This window comes from Microbacterium sp. Y356 (assembly GCF_059445355.1).
In genome coordinates this window covers 855,271-869,244 of the sequence record NZ_JCAIUE010000001.1, presented here as the reverse complement: position 1 = coordinate 869,244, position 13,974 = coordinate 855,271, and the positions used below count along the sequence as shown (strand labels likewise).

The 13,974-nt window shown below is 64.6% G+C and carries 13 protein-coding genes; 7 read left to right on the top strand and 6 right to left on the bottom strand.

Translation table 11 applies throughout. The features are described from left to right. The first annotated feature begins 46 nt into the window (after positions 1–46). From groES to AC1C2Q_RS04160, 3 genes are all read left to right on the top strand, one after another. Positions 47–343: a co-chaperone GroES gene (groES, locus tag AC1C2Q_RS04170; protein WP_028502311.1), complete on the top strand. Its 297-nt coding sequence runs from the start codon at positions 47–49 to the stop codon at positions 341–343. 142 nt (positions 344–485) lie between these two features. Continuing rightward, entirely contained in the window at positions 486–1,409 is a 924-nt protein-coding gene (gene rarD, locus AC1C2Q_RS04165) for an EamA family transporter RarD (RefSeq protein ID WP_495449095.1), read from the top strand. A gap of 182 nt (positions 1,410–1,591) precedes the next feature. Continuing rightward, positions 1,592–2,860, top strand: coding sequence for an ABC transporter substrate-binding protein (locus AC1C2Q_RS04160; protein WP_495429779.1), 1,269 nt, complete (start codon positions 1,592–1,594; stop codon positions 2,858–2,860). Positions 2,861–3,170: 310 nt separating this feature from the next. Here AC1C2Q_RS04160 and AC1C2Q_RS04155 read toward each other — a convergent pair whose 3' ends face one another. From AC1C2Q_RS04155 to AC1C2Q_RS04140, 4 genes are all read right to left on the bottom strand, one after another. After that, on the bottom strand, positions 3,171–3,938 hold the full coding sequence (locus AC1C2Q_RS04155; RefSeq protein ID WP_495429778.1) for an ABC transporter ATP-binding protein: 768 nt from the start codon (positions 3,936–3,938) through the stop codon (positions 3,171–3,173). Further along, a complete protein-coding gene (locus AC1C2Q_RS04150) occupies positions 3,935–4,873 on the bottom strand; it encodes an ABC transporter ATP-binding protein (RefSeq protein ID WP_495431705.1) in 939 nt (312 codons plus the stop codon). Before AC1C2Q_RS04150 ends, AC1C2Q_RS04155 begins: the two co-directional genes overlap by 4 nt. A 67-nt stretch (positions 4,874–4,940) precedes the next feature. After that, positions 4,941–5,918 (bottom strand): branched-chain amino acid ABC transporter permease, encoded by a 978-nt coding sequence (locus AC1C2Q_RS04145; protein ID WP_495429777.1) that lies wholly within the window; start codon positions 5,916–5,918, stop codon positions 4,941–4,943. A gap of 2 nt (positions 5,919–5,920) precedes the next feature. Next, the gene (locus tag AC1C2Q_RS04140) at positions 5,921–7,279 is read right to left on the bottom strand and encodes an ABC transporter permease subunit (protein ID WP_495429776.1); all 1,359 of its coding nucleotides are present in this window, start codon (positions 7,277–7,279) and stop codon (positions 5,921–5,923) included. 205 nt (positions 7,280–7,484) lie between these two features. Between AC1C2Q_RS04140 and guaB the strand changes: the two genes are divergently transcribed. Then, positions 7,485–8,987 (top strand): IMP dehydrogenase, encoded by a 1,503-nt coding sequence (gene guaB, locus AC1C2Q_RS04135; RefSeq protein WP_495429775.1) that lies wholly within the window; start codon positions 7,485–7,487, stop codon positions 8,985–8,987. A gap of 6 nt (positions 8,988–8,993) precedes the next feature. Here the strand turns inward: guaB and AC1C2Q_RS04130 are convergent, their stop codons facing one another. Then, positions 8,994–9,263 carry a hypothetical protein gene (locus AC1C2Q_RS04130; RefSeq protein WP_495449094.1) on the bottom strand — a complete coding sequence of 90 codons (270 nt, stop codon included), beginning with the start codon at positions 9,261–9,263 and terminating at the stop codon, positions 8,994–8,996. 182 nt (positions 9,264–9,445) lie between these two features. On the opposite strand from AC1C2Q_RS04130, the gene AC1C2Q_RS04125 reads away from it, so the two are divergent. Next, positions 9,446–9,721: a DUF2277 domain-containing protein gene (locus AC1C2Q_RS04125; protein ID WP_495449093.1), complete on the top strand. Its 276-nt coding sequence runs from the start codon at positions 9,446–9,448 to the stop codon at positions 9,719–9,721. Positions 9,722–9,837: 116 nt separating this feature from the next. Then, positions 9,838–11,526: an ABC-F family ATP-binding cassette domain-containing protein gene (locus tag AC1C2Q_RS04120; protein WP_495449092.1), complete on the top strand. Its 1,689-nt coding sequence runs from the start codon at positions 9,838–9,840 to the stop codon at positions 11,524–11,526. Positions 11,527–11,581: 55 nt separating this feature from the next. Here AC1C2Q_RS04120 and AC1C2Q_RS04115 read toward each other — a convergent pair whose 3' ends face one another. Then, positions 11,582–12,670 (bottom strand): FAD-dependent oxidoreductase, encoded by a 1,089-nt coding sequence (locus AC1C2Q_RS04115; protein ID WP_495449091.1) that lies wholly within the window; start codon positions 12,668–12,670, stop codon positions 11,582–11,584. Positions 12,671–12,825: 155 nt separating this feature from the next. On the opposite strand from AC1C2Q_RS04115, the gene AC1C2Q_RS04110 reads away from it, so the two are divergent. Then, positions 12,826–13,944: a GuaB3 family IMP dehydrogenase-related protein gene (locus AC1C2Q_RS04110; RefSeq protein WP_495431704.1), complete on the top strand. Its 1,119-nt coding sequence runs from the start codon at positions 12,826–12,828 to the stop codon at positions 13,942–13,944. The last annotated feature ends 30 nt before the right edge of the window (positions 13,945–13,974 follow it).

Sequence of the window (13,974 nt, the reverse complement as noted above, 5' to 3'; positions counted from 1 at the left end):
TGCGAACAAGTCTTTCGTGTCAGCGTCAAGAAAGAAGAGGTAGACCGTGTCGGTTTCCATCAAGCCGCTCGAAGACCGCATCGTCATCCAGCAGGTCGAGGCCGAGCAGACCACCGCAAGTGGGCTGGTCATCCCCGACACTGCCAAGGAGAAGCCCCAGGAGGGCGAGGTTGTGGCCGTTGGCCCCGGCCGCATCGACGACAACGGCAACCGTGTTCCGATCGACGTCGCCGTCGGCGACCGCGTTCTGTACAGCAAGTACGGCGGTACCGAGGTGAAGTTCGGCGCCGATGAGTACCTCGTGCTCTCGGCTCGCGACGTCCTCGCCGTCGTCGTTCGCTAAGCGTTTCGACAAAAGCGTAGAAGGCCCGGATGCATCACGCATCCGGGCCTTCTTGCATTCCCCCGGACAGCTGCCGCTCGTTTCCTGCCAACATCACGCGCGCGTGCGACTCAAGGTCCGTGGCCGGGCATAGTGTGATCCAGTGATCACAGACCGCAGCAGCCAGTCCGCCGGTGTGGCATACGCGGGCGGGGCATATCTGCTCTGGGGTGTCCTGCCGCTGTACTTCCTGTTGCTCGTGCCAGCAGGCCCGTGGGAGATCGTCGCCGCGCGAGTGGTGTTCTCTTTCATCTTCTGTCTGCTGCTGCTGACGATCGCTCGCGGCTGGCGCAGGATCATCGCGATCATCCGACAGCCACGGCTGCTCGGCTGGACCGCGCTCGCCGGAGCGCTCATCTACGTCAACTGGCAGGTGTTCCTGATCGGAACCCTCACCGGGAATGTCATCGAGACGTCCCTGGGCTACTTCATCAACCCGATCGCGACGGTGCTGCTCGGCGTCTTCGTGCTGCATGAGCGCATCCGTCGATTGCAATGGGTCGCGATAGGTATCGCGCTGATCGCCGTCGTCGTGATCATTGTCGCCTACGGCTCATTCCCTTGGATCGCGCTGTCGCTGACAGCATCCTTCGGGATCTACGGTCTGATCAAGAAGAAGATCGGGCCTGCGGTGGATGCCGTGAGCGGCCTCACCCTCGAATCGTTCTGGCTTCTCCCAGTTGCTGTGGTTCAGCTCATCATCGTGGCGCAGACCACCGGCATCACCTTCGGTACCGAAGGGACGTGGCACACGTCTCTCATGCTGTTCGCCGGTATCGCCACCGCGGTGCCGCTGCTGCTGTTCGCCGCCGGCGCCCGCCGCATTAATCTCACGGTCATCGGGATGATCCAGTTCATGACGCCGATCATGCAGTTCCTGACGGGTGTGCTCATCCTGCATGAGCCGATGCCCGCCGAACGCTGGATCGGGTTCATCATCGTCTGGATCGCGGTGCTCGTCTTCGTCGTCGACCTGCTGATCGCTGCCGGTCGGGGCCGCCGCATCCGTCTTGCGCCGATCGCGTGATCCCCCGCGGGATCCGTCCCAGGGAGATGTCGTGATCCGACGCACGAAGATGTCATGTTCGTGAAACATTCGGTATCACACCGTTAACGCATCGCAACACACGGATGACGAGTTCGCGTATACGTTTAGGTCACGGACGGCGCCCGAGTCGTCCGGGAACCATGAACCAGCAAGGGAGCAGCATGAGCGTCTTCACACACACGCGCGCGCGTAAGATCCTGGGCGGTCTCGCCTTGGTCAGCGCGAGCGCGATTGTCCTGGCAGGGTGTAGCAGCGGGGGAACCCCTGCAGACCCGTCCGAAGAGCCGGCGGCGCCCACTGATCGTGAAGCTCTCACGCTCAGCATCGGTACCGTCCTTCCTCAGACCGGCCAGCTCGCCTACCTCGGCCCGCCCGAGGAGGCCGGTGTCGGACTCGCCACCGCGGAGATCAACGCGGCAGATCTCGGCGTCACTGTCGAGGTCGAATACGGCGACTCGGGTGACCCCGACAACAAGGCGTTCGAGACCACGGTCCCGCGTCTGCTTGACTCTGGTGTCTCCGCGCTGATCGGTGCGGCGTCCTCCGGTGTCACAAAGCTATTCCTCGACCAGGCAGTCAGTGCTGGCGTCATCACCTTCTCGCCGGCCAACACGTCGCCGGACTTCACCGAGTGGCCCGACGAAGGCCTCTACTGGCGCACCGCTCCGAGCGACCTGCTCCAGGGCGAGGTGCTCGCTACCGAGATCGGCATCGACGGCTACGCGAACCTCGGCATCATCTATCTCAATGACGCCTATGGTTCGGGTCTTGAGGCATCGCTGACCGAGAACTTCGAGGCCGGCGGCGGCACGGTCGTGGCATCCGAGGCGTACAACGCCAACGACACCTCGTTCGACGCGCAGATCTCGACGATCATGGCGCAGAGCCCTGACGCTGTTGCTGTGATCGGCTTCGAGGAGACCTCGACGATCGTTCCTGCATTCGTCTCTAGCGGGTTCGACGGCAGCAAGTTCTACTTCGTCGACGGCAACACACAGCAGTGGGGCGCCGACATGCCTGTCCCGATTGAAGGCAGCAAGGGAACTCAGCCTGGCCCCGTGCTTGCTGACGACTTCCAGCAGCGTCTGATTGATCAGTGGCAGGAGCAGTCGGGCAAGGAGCTCGTCGACTTCAACTACGCGGCTGAGTCTTATGACGCAGTCGTGCTGCTCGCCTTGGCGTCGCTCGCTGCGAACTCCACGGAGGCTACTGAAATCGCAGGCTTCCTGCAGGAAGTCTCCGGCGGATCAGGCGATGGTGAGAAGTGCGAGTCGTTCGAGGCGTGCGCCACGATCATCATTGATGGTGGAACCGCTGACTACGACGGATACTCCGGCGCGATCACCTTCGACGATAACGGTGACCCGACCGAGGCGACCATCGGCGTCTTCCAGTACGGCGCAGACAACATGCACACGCGCATCAACTGATACGCAGTGACACGAGGGACCGGATGCTTCGGCATCCGGTCCCTTTCGTGTGCGGTGGGTGGGGGCATTGCGGTGGCGTCTGGTGCATCCGGTGAGTGCGTGCTTCCGTCGTATCCATCGTGGGAAGGAAAACCCGGCTTTGGATGCCGTTAGAACCCAAGAGGCATCCGAAGCCGGGTTTTTCTTCCCGCATGGGCGCGAAACGGGGCGGATGCGCGAGGCGGGCGCCACGCGCGCCCCCGTGCCGGCACCCCGCGCCGCGGGCGCGAGCACGGCGCGCCGCGAGGCCCTCCGCGCCGCGCCCCCGCGCCTAATCCTCGCCGAGCGTGCCCAAGTACAAACCGATGACCTTGGGGTCGTTCAGCAGCTCCCGACCGGTTCCGGTGTAGGCGTCGTGGCCCTGATCGAGCACGTAGCCGCGGTCGCAGATCTGTAGGCAGCGCCTGGCGTTCTGCTCGACCATGATCGTCGTGACGCCCGCCTTGTTGATGTCTGAGACGCGGATGAACGCGTCATCCTGGCGCACCGGCGAAAGGCCGGCAGACGGCTCGTCGAGCAGCAGCACTGACGGGTCCATCATCAGCGCGCGCGACATCGCGACCATCTGCCGTTCTCCGCCAGACAAGGATCCTGCCCGTTGCTTCAGGCGGGAGCCCAACTCGGCGAAGATCCCGGTGACGAATTCCAGTCGCTCCTTGTATGCCTTCGGGCGCTGGATGATGCCCATCTGCAGGTTCTCTTCGATGCTCAACGAGGGGAAGACGTTGTTCGTCTGAGGGACGAACCCGACCCCACGCTGCACGAGCTCGTTGGCTTTCAGGCCGACGATGCTCTCGCCATTTACGAGGATCTCGCCACCACGCACCTTCACCTGTCCGAAGATCGCCTTCAACAGTGTCGACTTGCCGGCACCGTTCGGGCCGATGATGCCGATCAGCTCGCCCTTCGACGCGACGAGGTTGGTGTCGTTGAGGATGTCCACACCCGGCAAATAGCCTGCGGTGAGGCCCTTGACCTCAACCACGATCTCTGCCGTGCGGGGGGTGCCCTGCGGCTCGACGGTCACGGGAGTACTCATGTGTTGTTCTCCTCTGCGGCCTGTATCGCGGCCTCGTGCTCCTCGCGGATCTCTTCCAACATCTCTTCCGCTGACTCGTCGAGTTCGCCAGAGTAGCGCCCGGTGACGACTCCGAGGTCGACGTCCTGGTGGCTGCCGAGATAAGCATCGATCACGGCCTGATTCTGCATCACCTGGTCGGGCGGTCCCTCTGCGACGACGCGACCCTCGGCCATCACCACCACCCAGTCGGCGATGTGACGCACCATATTCATGTCGTGCTCAACGAACAGCACGGTCATGCCGAGTTCCTTGAGATCAAGGATGTGATCCAGCAGCGACTGAGTGAGGGCGGGGTTGACTCCTGCCATCGGCTCGTCGAGCATCACCAGGTTCGGGTCGCGCATGAGCGCGCGCGCCATCTCCAGCAGCTTGCGCTGGCCGCCGGAGAGGCTGGCCGCGTAGTCCTGCGCCTTTGAATCAAGCTTGAAGCGCGCGAGGAGGTCCATCGCCTTCGCCTCGAGTTCGGTGTCCTGCTTGCGCCAGATCGCGGGGATCAAGCTAGGAAAGAACCCCTCACCCTTCTGGTTCGGCGCCCCGAGCTTCATGTTCTCGAGCACGGTCAGAAGCGAAAGTGCCTTGGTGAGCTGGAACGTGCGCACCTGCCCCATCCGCGCCACCTTGAACGAGGGGATGCCAGACAGCTGGTGCCCGTCGAAGCTCCACTTGCCCGAGTTCGGCTTGTCGAACCCGCACAGGAGGTTGAACAGTGTGGTCTTGCCCGCACCGTTCGGCCCGATCAACGCGGTGATTGCGTGGCGCGGAATCTCCAGGTGGTCGACATCGACGGCGGTGAGGCCGCCGAAGCGACGGGTCACGTTGTCGGCGATGAGGATCGGGTCGACCTTCTCGCAGCCGACCTCGATCTCGCCCTTGTGAAGACCGGTCGTCTTGATGCGCCCGGTGTGCGGCGCCTTCTGTGCGGCCGGTGCCGAGTTTTCGGCAGATGCGTCATCTGCATTGTTATTTGACAAAGGTCAGCTCCCTCTTGTTTCCGAGGAGCCCCTGCGGCCGGAATATCACCAGCAGCATGAGCGCGACTCCGACGATCACGAAGCGGAGAGTAGCCGCCTGGATCGACGACATGGGCAGGATTCCCTGTGCAGCCATGCTCGGCAGCACTCCCTCAAGGAACGCCATGATGACCCAGAAGATCACCGCGCCGAGGGCTGGTCCGAACACCGTTGCAGCCCCTCCGAGCAACAGGATCGTCCACAGGAAGAACGTCAAGGACGTCGTGTAGCTCGCCGGCACCACCGCGGAGGGGAGAGCGAAGACCGCTCCACCGAGTCCGCCCATGATTCCACCGATCACCAGCGCCTGCATCTTGTAGGAGAAGACATTCTTGCCGAGCGAGCGCACGGCATCCTCGTCTTCGCGGATGCCCTTGAGCACGCGACCCCACGGGCTGCGCATCAGGGCCCACACCAGATAGATGCAGACGGCGAGAACGAGCAGACCGAACACGCGTACCCAGAGTTGGCTGGCGTTGTAGGTCCACGGACCGAAGCCGTAGGTGCCCTCCGGGAAGGGGTTCGCATCGCGGAAACCAGCGTGGTAGCCGCCGAGTCCGTCGGCTGCGTTGGTCTGCTCTTCGAACGCGGTCGAGGTGAACAGCAAGCGCACGATCTCGGCCGCCGCGATGGTCGCGATGGCCAGATAGTCCGCACGCAGTCTCAGAGTCGGGATGCCGAGGATGAAGGCGAAGACGGTCGACATCACCATGCCGACGATGATGCCCACCCACCACGGAAGGCCGAACGAAAGGATCGAGATCGCGTAGCTGTACGCGCCGATGGCCATGAATCCGGCCATGCCGAAGTTGAGCAGTCCGGCGTACCCGAAGTGCACTGCGAGTCCGGTGGCAGCGATCGCGTACGCGATCGTGGTCGGGCTCAGAATCCATGTTGCCGTGCTGCTGAAAATTGCTCCCCAGTCCATGGTCAACCAATCCTTTCTTTTCGACCGAGGATGCCCTGTGGTCGAAACAGCAGCACCAGAATAAGGATGGCCAGTGCCCCGACGTACTTGAGGTCGGAAGGCAGCCAGAGCGTTGACACCTCGACGAGGATGCCGACGACGAGCGCGCCGATCAGCGCGCCGAAGGCCGTGCCGAGTCCGCCGAGGCAGACCGCAGCGAAGATGAGCAGCAGGATGTGCACTCCCATGTCCCACCGCACGCCGGGACGGAAATATGCCCACAGGATGCCGCCGAGGGCGGCGAGAGCGGATGCCAGGATCCACACGATTCGGATCACCTGGTCGACGTTGATGCCGGATGCTGCGGCGAGGGACGGGTTGTCGGAGATCGCTCGCGTTGCCTTGCCAGTGCGGGTCTTCAGCAGCCAGAATGCGACGGCGACGAGGACGACCACGCTGATGCCCATTGACATCATGTCGATGACGCTGAGTCTGATCGGACCCCAGATCTCGATCTTCGGTGCTCCGGCGTTCGGTAGCTGCACCGTATTGCCGCCGAAGAAGAAGAGGAAGACGTAGCGCAGCGCGAACGAGAATCCGATGCTGACGATCATGAGAGGGATGATGCCCATCCCTCTCCGTCGCAGCGGCTTCCATAGGGCGACATCCATCAGATAGCCGAATATTCCACCGCAGATGACGACGAGCGGAATGGTCAGCCACATCGGCACCGCTAATGTGACGCCGAATACCACCGCCATCACCGCGCCGAATGTGACCATCTCGGCGTGAGCGAAGTTGGTCAGGTTCATGGTGCCGAAGATCAGCGAGACGCCGATCGCGGCGAGCGCAAGCAGAAGTCCGAAGTTGAGCCCGTTGATCAGTCGCTCGACAAACTGGTCGATGAAGCTCGTCGTCTCTCGCACACCTTCACCGAGGAAGAGGTTGATGACGACGCGGTTCGCGAGGCCGAATTCCACCTCCTGCGAGGCGGAGTCGCCTTCGACGATCACGCCCTCGGGGAGGGTCGATTCGTCGACGGTCAGCGTATAGGCATCCTTCTCAGGCACATACAGCGTCCATCGACCGTTCTCATCCGTTACGGTCTCGGCATCGAAGCCGTTGCCCTCGATCGCGACGGTGACGTCGGGGAGAGGATTGTCGTCGAAGCGAATGACGCCGGCAAAGAAGTAGTCGGTCACCTCCTGCTCGTCAGCGCCCTCATCGCTGTCCGCACTTGATGTCTCACTAGTGCCGCTGTCATCACTCTCAGCGAATGCCGCTGGTGCAGTCATGAACAGCATCGTTGCGGCCAGCATCGCGCTCATTAGCGCGATGATCCAGGGCACCGTTCGACGCTTGTGGCTAGTCGTCAGTTCCACGAAACCTCCCTTGTCGTCCCATGGGTGCCGAGGCTTCGGGTCGCATCGGCGATGATGATCGACGATATGAGCGTAATGTGTCGGCTTCGTTTCTCACTAGTGTCCGGAGTGTTGTTATCAAACGGTGGCGCGTTCCATGGGGAATTTTTGGAGCCTCTGCACGCTTAGAATTGATACACCGCTACGCGCAGCACGAGGAGATTTCATGGACCAGCCCGATCCCTTCGGTTTCGTCGGACTCACTTACGACGATGTTCTGCTCCTGCCGGGGCACACCGATGTGATCCCCAGTGAGGCTGATACTTCGTCACGGATCAGTCGTCGCATCTCGGTTGCGACCCCGCTGCTCTCCAGCGCGATGGACACCGTCACCGAGAGTCGCATGGCGATCGCCATGGCGCGTGAGGGCGGTATCGGCATCCTGCATCGCAATCTTTCGATCGCCGATCAGGCCACTCACGTCGACCGCGTCAAACGCAGCGAGTCGGGCATGATCACCGATCCGATCACGACGACCATCGATGCGACTGTCGAAGAGGTCGACGAGCTCTGCGCGAAGTACCGGATCTCCGGACTGCCGGTAGTCGACCCCGATGGTCGCCTCGTCGGCATCATCACGAACCGCGACATGCGCTTCGTGTCTGGGCGCGAGCGGCAATCGACGTTCGTCAAGGACGTCATGACCAGCGAGAACCTTGTCACAGCGTCGGTGGGCGTCGCCGCGGGAGACGTTATCGCGCTGTTCGCGAAGCACCGCGTCGAGAAGCTGCCGCTGATCGATGACAACGGCAAGCTCGCCGGGCTCATCACCATCAAGGACTTCGACAAGAGCGAAAAGTATCCGCTGGCGACGAAGGACGAGCAGGGTCGCCTCCGCGTCGGCGCGGCGATCGGTTTCTTCGGCGACGCATGGGAGCGTGCCGAGGCGCTGCGCGATGCCGGCGTTGACGTACTCGTCGTCGATACCGCGAACGGCCAGTCGCAGGGCGTCATCGACCTCGTGAAGCGACTCAAAGCAGATGAATCCTTCGAGCACATTGACGTCATCGGTGGCAACGTCGCGACTCGTGAGGGCGCTCAGGCGCTGGTCGACGCGGGCGTGGATGCCGTGAAGGTCGGCGTCGGCCCCGGCTCCATCTGCACCACGCGTGTTGTTGCCGGTGTCGGTGTGCCACAGGTGACGGCCGTCTATGAGGCATCCCTCGCGGCGCGCCCCGCCGGTGTGCCGGTGATCGCCGACGGCGGTCTGCAGTACTCCGGAGACATCGCCAAGGCGCTCGTCGCCGGTGCGGATGCCGTCATGCTCGGTTCCCTCCTCGCCGGAACTGACGAGTCTCCTGGCGAGATCGTCTTCCAGGCAGGCAAGCAGTTCAAGCAGTACCGCGGCATGGGCTCACTCGGCGCGATGCAGACTCGCGGCAAGCAGACCTCGTACTCGAAGGACCGCTATTTCCAGGCGGATGTCCCGAGTGACGACAAGCTCATCCCGGAGGGCATCGAGGGTCAGGTTCCGTACCGCGGCCCGGTGTCGGCGGTTTCGTACCAGCTCGTCGGTGGCCTTCGCCAGTCGATGTTCTATGTCGGCGCTCGCACGATCGAAGAGCTCAAGATGCGTGGAAAGTTCGTGCGCATCACCGCGGCCGGGCTCAAGGAATCGCACCCGCACGACGTTCAGATCGTTGTAGAGGCGCCCAACTACAAGAAGTAGGGCTCGTCAGCCGGGGAGCCGGGGAGCCGGGGAGCCGGGGAGCCGGGGAGCCGGGGAGCCGGGCGCGCGCCGGGCGGAGGTGTCGCGGGATGCCGCTTCCGTGGCCGGCAGGCGGCCATCCGCGACCCCTGCTGAGTAGGGCGCGGCGTCGCACGGGCGGGAGGTGTCGCGGGATGCCGCTTCCGCGGTCGCGAGGCGGCGATGTGCGACCCCTGCCGAGTTGGGCCCGGCGTCGCACGGGCGGGAGGTGTCGCGGGATGCCGCTTCCGTGGTCACGAGGCGGCGATGTGCGACCCCTGCCGAGTTGGGCGCGGCGTCGCACGGGCGGAGGTGTCGCGGGATACCGCTTCCGTGGTCACGAGGCGGCAATGTGCGACCCCTGCTGAGCGAAGGCACGGCTCAGGATGCCGCGGCATCCGCCCCTTTCGCGATTTCGGTTGTCGGCGTAGCGTGCCGGTATGTGCCGGAACATTCATACCCTCCACAATTTCGAGCCCGCCGCAACGTCGGACGAAGTCCAGGCGGCGGCGCTGCAGTACGTGCGGAAGATCGCGGGGACGACGAAGCCCTCGAAGGCGAACCAGGAAGCCTTCGACCACGCCGTCGCTGAGATCGCGCACGTGACGCAGCATCTGCTGGCCGACCTCGTCGCCACGACTCCGCCCAAGAACCGCGAGGAGGAGACGGCGAAGAAGCGTGCCCGCGCGATCGCCTCCGGCCGATACGCGGCCTGAACGATACGCGGCCTGATCGATACGCCTCCGGCCGAGACACCGCCTGAACGAGACACCGCCCCTGTGAACTGATAGCCTGATCGGCTCGGCATACGGGCGGAAGGACGGCTTCACCCGTGGGCTACATCGATGTTTCAGCCATCTCCCTGACTCTGCCTGATGGCAGACCGCTCCTCGACGAGGCGACGTTCCGAGTCGGCGCAGGATCAACCAGTGCCCTGATCGGGCCGAACGGCGCCGGCAAGACGACGCTGCTGCGGATCATCCGCGGTGACCAGGTGCCGGACTCAGGCGCCGTCACGATCGACGGCGGCCTCGGTGTGATGGACCAGTTCGTCGGACACGGCGAAGCCGGGCAGACTGTACAGGAGCTGCTGGTGCGCGTCGCTCCTCGCCGCATCCGGGCAGCGGCCGGGGCGCTGGAAGCCGCCGAGAACGCCCTCATCGAGCGCGACGAGCACGATACGCAGATGCGTTACGCCACGGCGCTCGCCGAATACGCGGATGCCGGTGGCTACGAGCACGAGACGGTATGGGATCAGTGCACGGTCGCCGCGCTCGGTGTGCCCTACGAACGTGCGCGCTACCGCGAGCTGGTCACGCTCTCCGGCGGAGAGCAGAAGCGGCTCGCGTTGGAGGCACTGTTGCGGGGCCCTGACGACGTACTGCTGCTTGACGAGCCGGACAACTACCTCGACGTCCCCGCGAAGCGCTGGCTGGAGGATCAACTGCGGCAGACGCCGAAGACGGTCTTGCTCGTCTCGCATGACCGCGAGCTGCTCGCTCGCGCCGCCGACCGCATCATCACGCTCGAACCGGGAGGCGCCGGAGCATCCGCGTGGGTGCACGGCGGCGGCTTCGCCACCTACCACGAGGCGCGTATCGCGAGGATGGATCGGCTCGATGAGCTGCGTCGTCGCTGGGATGAGCAGCACGAGAAGCTGCGGAATCTGGTGGCGGCGCTGAAGGTGAAGGCCGAGGCGAACGACAGCTTTGCGTCTCGCTATCGTGCGGCGCAGACCAGGCTGCGGAAGTTCGAGGAGGCTGGGCCGCCCGAGGAGCGTCCGCCAGCGCAGGCGTTCGACATGCGCCTTCGTGGCGCGCGCACGGGCAAGCGTGCCGTCGTGTCTGAACGCCTTGAGCTCACCGGACTGATGAGGCCGTTCGATTCGGAGATCTGGTACGGCGATCGGATCGGTGTGCTCGGATCGAACGGATCCGGCAAGTCACACTTCCTGAGGCTGCTGGCCCGCGGAGGAACGGACCCCGACCCGACGCTCGGTCATGTGACATCGACGGGCGAGCAGGTGGATGCCGTCGCGCACACCGGGCGAGCGACGCTGGGCGCGCGCGTGGTGCCCGGGCTGTTCGCACAGACCCACGCGCATCCGGAGTTCGTCGGGCGCACGTTGTTGGAAGTGCTGCACCGAGGCGATGAACGCAGGGCGGGGATGCCGCGCGAAGCGGCGAGCGCGGCGCTTGATCGCTACGGGCTCGTGAAGCAGGCACAGCAGACATTCGATTCGCTCTCCGGTGGCCAGCAGGCACGGTTCCAGGTGCTGCTTCTGGAACTGTCCGGTGCGACGCTGTTGCTGCTCGATGAGCCGACGGACAATCTCGACCTGGAGTCGGCCGAGGCGCTGGAGGACGCGCTCACGCGGTTCGAGGGTACGGTGCTCGCGGTCACGCACGACCGGTGGTTCGCGCGCTCCTTTGACCGTTTCTTGGTGTTCGGCACCGATGGTGAGGTCTACGAGTCGGATGCCGCAGTCTGGGATGAACGGCGAGTGGTGCGCACGCGCTGAACCTCGAAGATGACGCGAACGACCCAGCGCAGACGAAAGGCGTGAGCGTCTCAGCTCACCGCAGCCGGAACGGCTCAGCGGCGCGCGCCCCTGCATCGAGCGCGAGATCCGCGAGGACGGCGCCGACTCCGGTGGCGAACTTGAATCCGTGTCCGGAGAAGCCCGCGCCGACGACGATCCGACCCTGACGATCGAGGATGAAAGTGTCGTCGTCGGTCGACGTGTAAGTGCAGCTGATCGGCACCGCCGACGATGCATCGAGTCCAGGCATCCACTCGCGCACGTATGCCGCGAGGGCATCTGCGTGCGTGGTGCGGTGCGGCCGAGCATCCGGATCGACCTCGTTGCCGACGCCGTGGAACCCGACCTTGATGCCTTCGCCCGGTGTCGGCATCCCGTACACCGTGGCGGGGAAGCGATCGGTGTCGACGTAGTGGTTGAACGACGGCCATACGTCGTCGGAGGTGGAGAGCGGCGAGAAGTGCGCTGGCGTCTCCTCGGTCACCCGCAGCCGGGGCAGCCGGATCCCGCCGAGCAGTCGGCTGGTCCAGGCGCCGGCCGTGACCACGACGGTGTCCGCATGCAGCGTCCCGCCGGGCAGCGCCAGCGTGACGCCGGAGGCATCCTCGACGATGTCGCGCACCGGCGACTCCCAACGCACCTCGCCGCCGGCCTCGACGATCCGTCGCTCCAATTCGAGAAGAGCGGCGGATGCGCGCACCACACCCGCATCGGATGACCAGAGCACAGCATCTTCGAAGCGCATACCTGGCCAGCGCCCTGCAGCCTCGGCAGCATCCAGGATCTCGGCAGGGATCCCGCGCTCGGCTAGCCGACCGCGTACCGAGGCAATGTCGACGCGGCCATAAGTGACCAGTCCGTGCATCCTCAGCAGCGGCTCGCCGCCGGGAGTGCCGAGGGCGTCCCAGCCCTCGCGGGCACGCACGAGCAGATCGAGATAGTGCTCGTTCTCGTAGGCATTGTTGAAATTGCGGGTCGCGCCGTGCGATGCGCCCTGCACGTGCCCTCGGGCGAACTGCTCGAGCAGCACCGGCCGGTGGCCGCGGCGGGCGAGCTCCCAAGCCGTCGCCAGTCCCATCACGCCGCCGCCGATGACGGCGACGTCCACAGCATCCGATCCCACGGCATCCTCCCGATAGCGACGAGTCCCAATAACGACGAGTCCCGAAAGCGAGTCCCAATATCGAGTCCCGAAAGTCTCAAGTCCCGAAAGTCACGAGTCCCGATCGTCACCAGTCTCGCAGTCGGATCGACCGCAGGTAGGCTGGTCTGGTGAGCATGGACATCGAACTCGGCCGAGGCAAGCGCGCGCGTCGCGCATACACGTTCGACGACATCGCGGTGGTGCCGTCACGGCGGACCCGCAACCCCGAGGATGTCTCGACTGCGTGGACGATTGACGCCTACCAGTTCGACACTCCGATCATCGGTGCACCGATGGACTCGGTCGTCAGCCCTCGGACCGCGATCATGCTCGGCAAGCTCGGCGGTATCGGTGTGCTCGACCTTGAGGGCCTGTGGACCCGCTACGAGAACCCGGAGCCGCTGCTCGCAGAGATCGCCGGGCTGTCCGCAGACAAGGCGACCGTGCGGATGCAGGAGCTGTACTCCGAGCCGATCAAGCCCGAACTCATCATGTCGCGCCTGGCGGAGATCCGCGAAGGCGGCGTCACTGTGGCAGGCTCGCTCACCCCGCAGCGCACCCAGGAGCTCTACGACACCGTGGCTGCCGCGGGCGTAGACCTGTTCGTCATTCGTGGCACGACCGTCTCGGCTGAGCACGTCTCCAGCGTCGCCGAGCCGTTGAACCTCAAGAAGTTCATCTACGACCTCGATGTTCCCGTCATCGTCGGCGGTGCAGCCACCTACACGACGGCCCTGCACCTGATGCGCACCGGCGCTGCCGGAGTGCTCGTCGGCTTCGGCGGGGGAGCGGCATCCACGACTCGTGCGACCCTCGGCATCCACGCACCGATGGCCACTGCAGTCTCTGACGTCGCCGCTGCGCGTCGCGATTACCTCGACGAGTCGGGCGGACGTTACGTGCACGTCATCGCCGATGGCGGAGTCGGAACCTCGGGCGACATCGTCAAGGCGCTGGCGATGGGTGCGGATGCCGTCATGCTCGGCGTCGCGCTCGCGCGCGCAACGGATGCTCCTGGCCGCGGCTTCCACTGGGGGCCAGAAGCACACCACCCGCAGCTTCCTCGCGGACGTCGCGTCAAGACCCCCGGGATCGCGACGCTCGAAGAGATCCTCTACGGGCCGGCTCCTGTCGCGGATGGCACGGCCAACCTGATCGGCGCGCTCCGCAAATCGATGGCCACCACTGGATACTCCGATCTCAAGGAGTTCCAGCGAGTAGAGGTCGTACTTGCTCCCTATCACCTCTCCTGACGGGCGCGCACTGCACGTGACGATTCCGCA

Bases quoted from the DNA above. Each gene is read 5' to 3' on its own strand.
- AC1C2Q_RS04160 (WP_495429779.1), top strand. From the start codon at position 1,592: ATGAGCGTCTTCACACACACGCGCGCGCGTAAGATCCTGGGCGGTCTC.
- AC1C2Q_RS04155 (WP_495429778.1), bottom strand. From the start codon at position 3,938: ATGAGTACTCCCGTGACCGTCGAGCCGCAGGGCACCCCCCGCACGGCA.
- AC1C2Q_RS04145 (WP_495429777.1), bottom strand. From the start codon at position 5,918: ATGGACTGGGGAGCAATTTTCAGCAGCACGGCAACATGGATTCTGAGC.
- guaB (WP_495429775.1), top strand. From the start codon at position 7,485: ATGGACCAGCCCGATCCCTTCGGTTTCGTCGGACTCACTTACGACGAT.
- AC1C2Q_RS04125 (WP_495449093.1), top strand. From the start codon at position 9,446: ATGTGCCGGAACATTCATACCCTCCACAATTTCGAGCCCGCCGCAACG.
- AC1C2Q_RS04110 (WP_495431704.1), top strand. From the start codon at position 12,826: ATGGACATCGAACTCGGCCGAGGCAAGCGCGCGCGTCGCGCATACACG.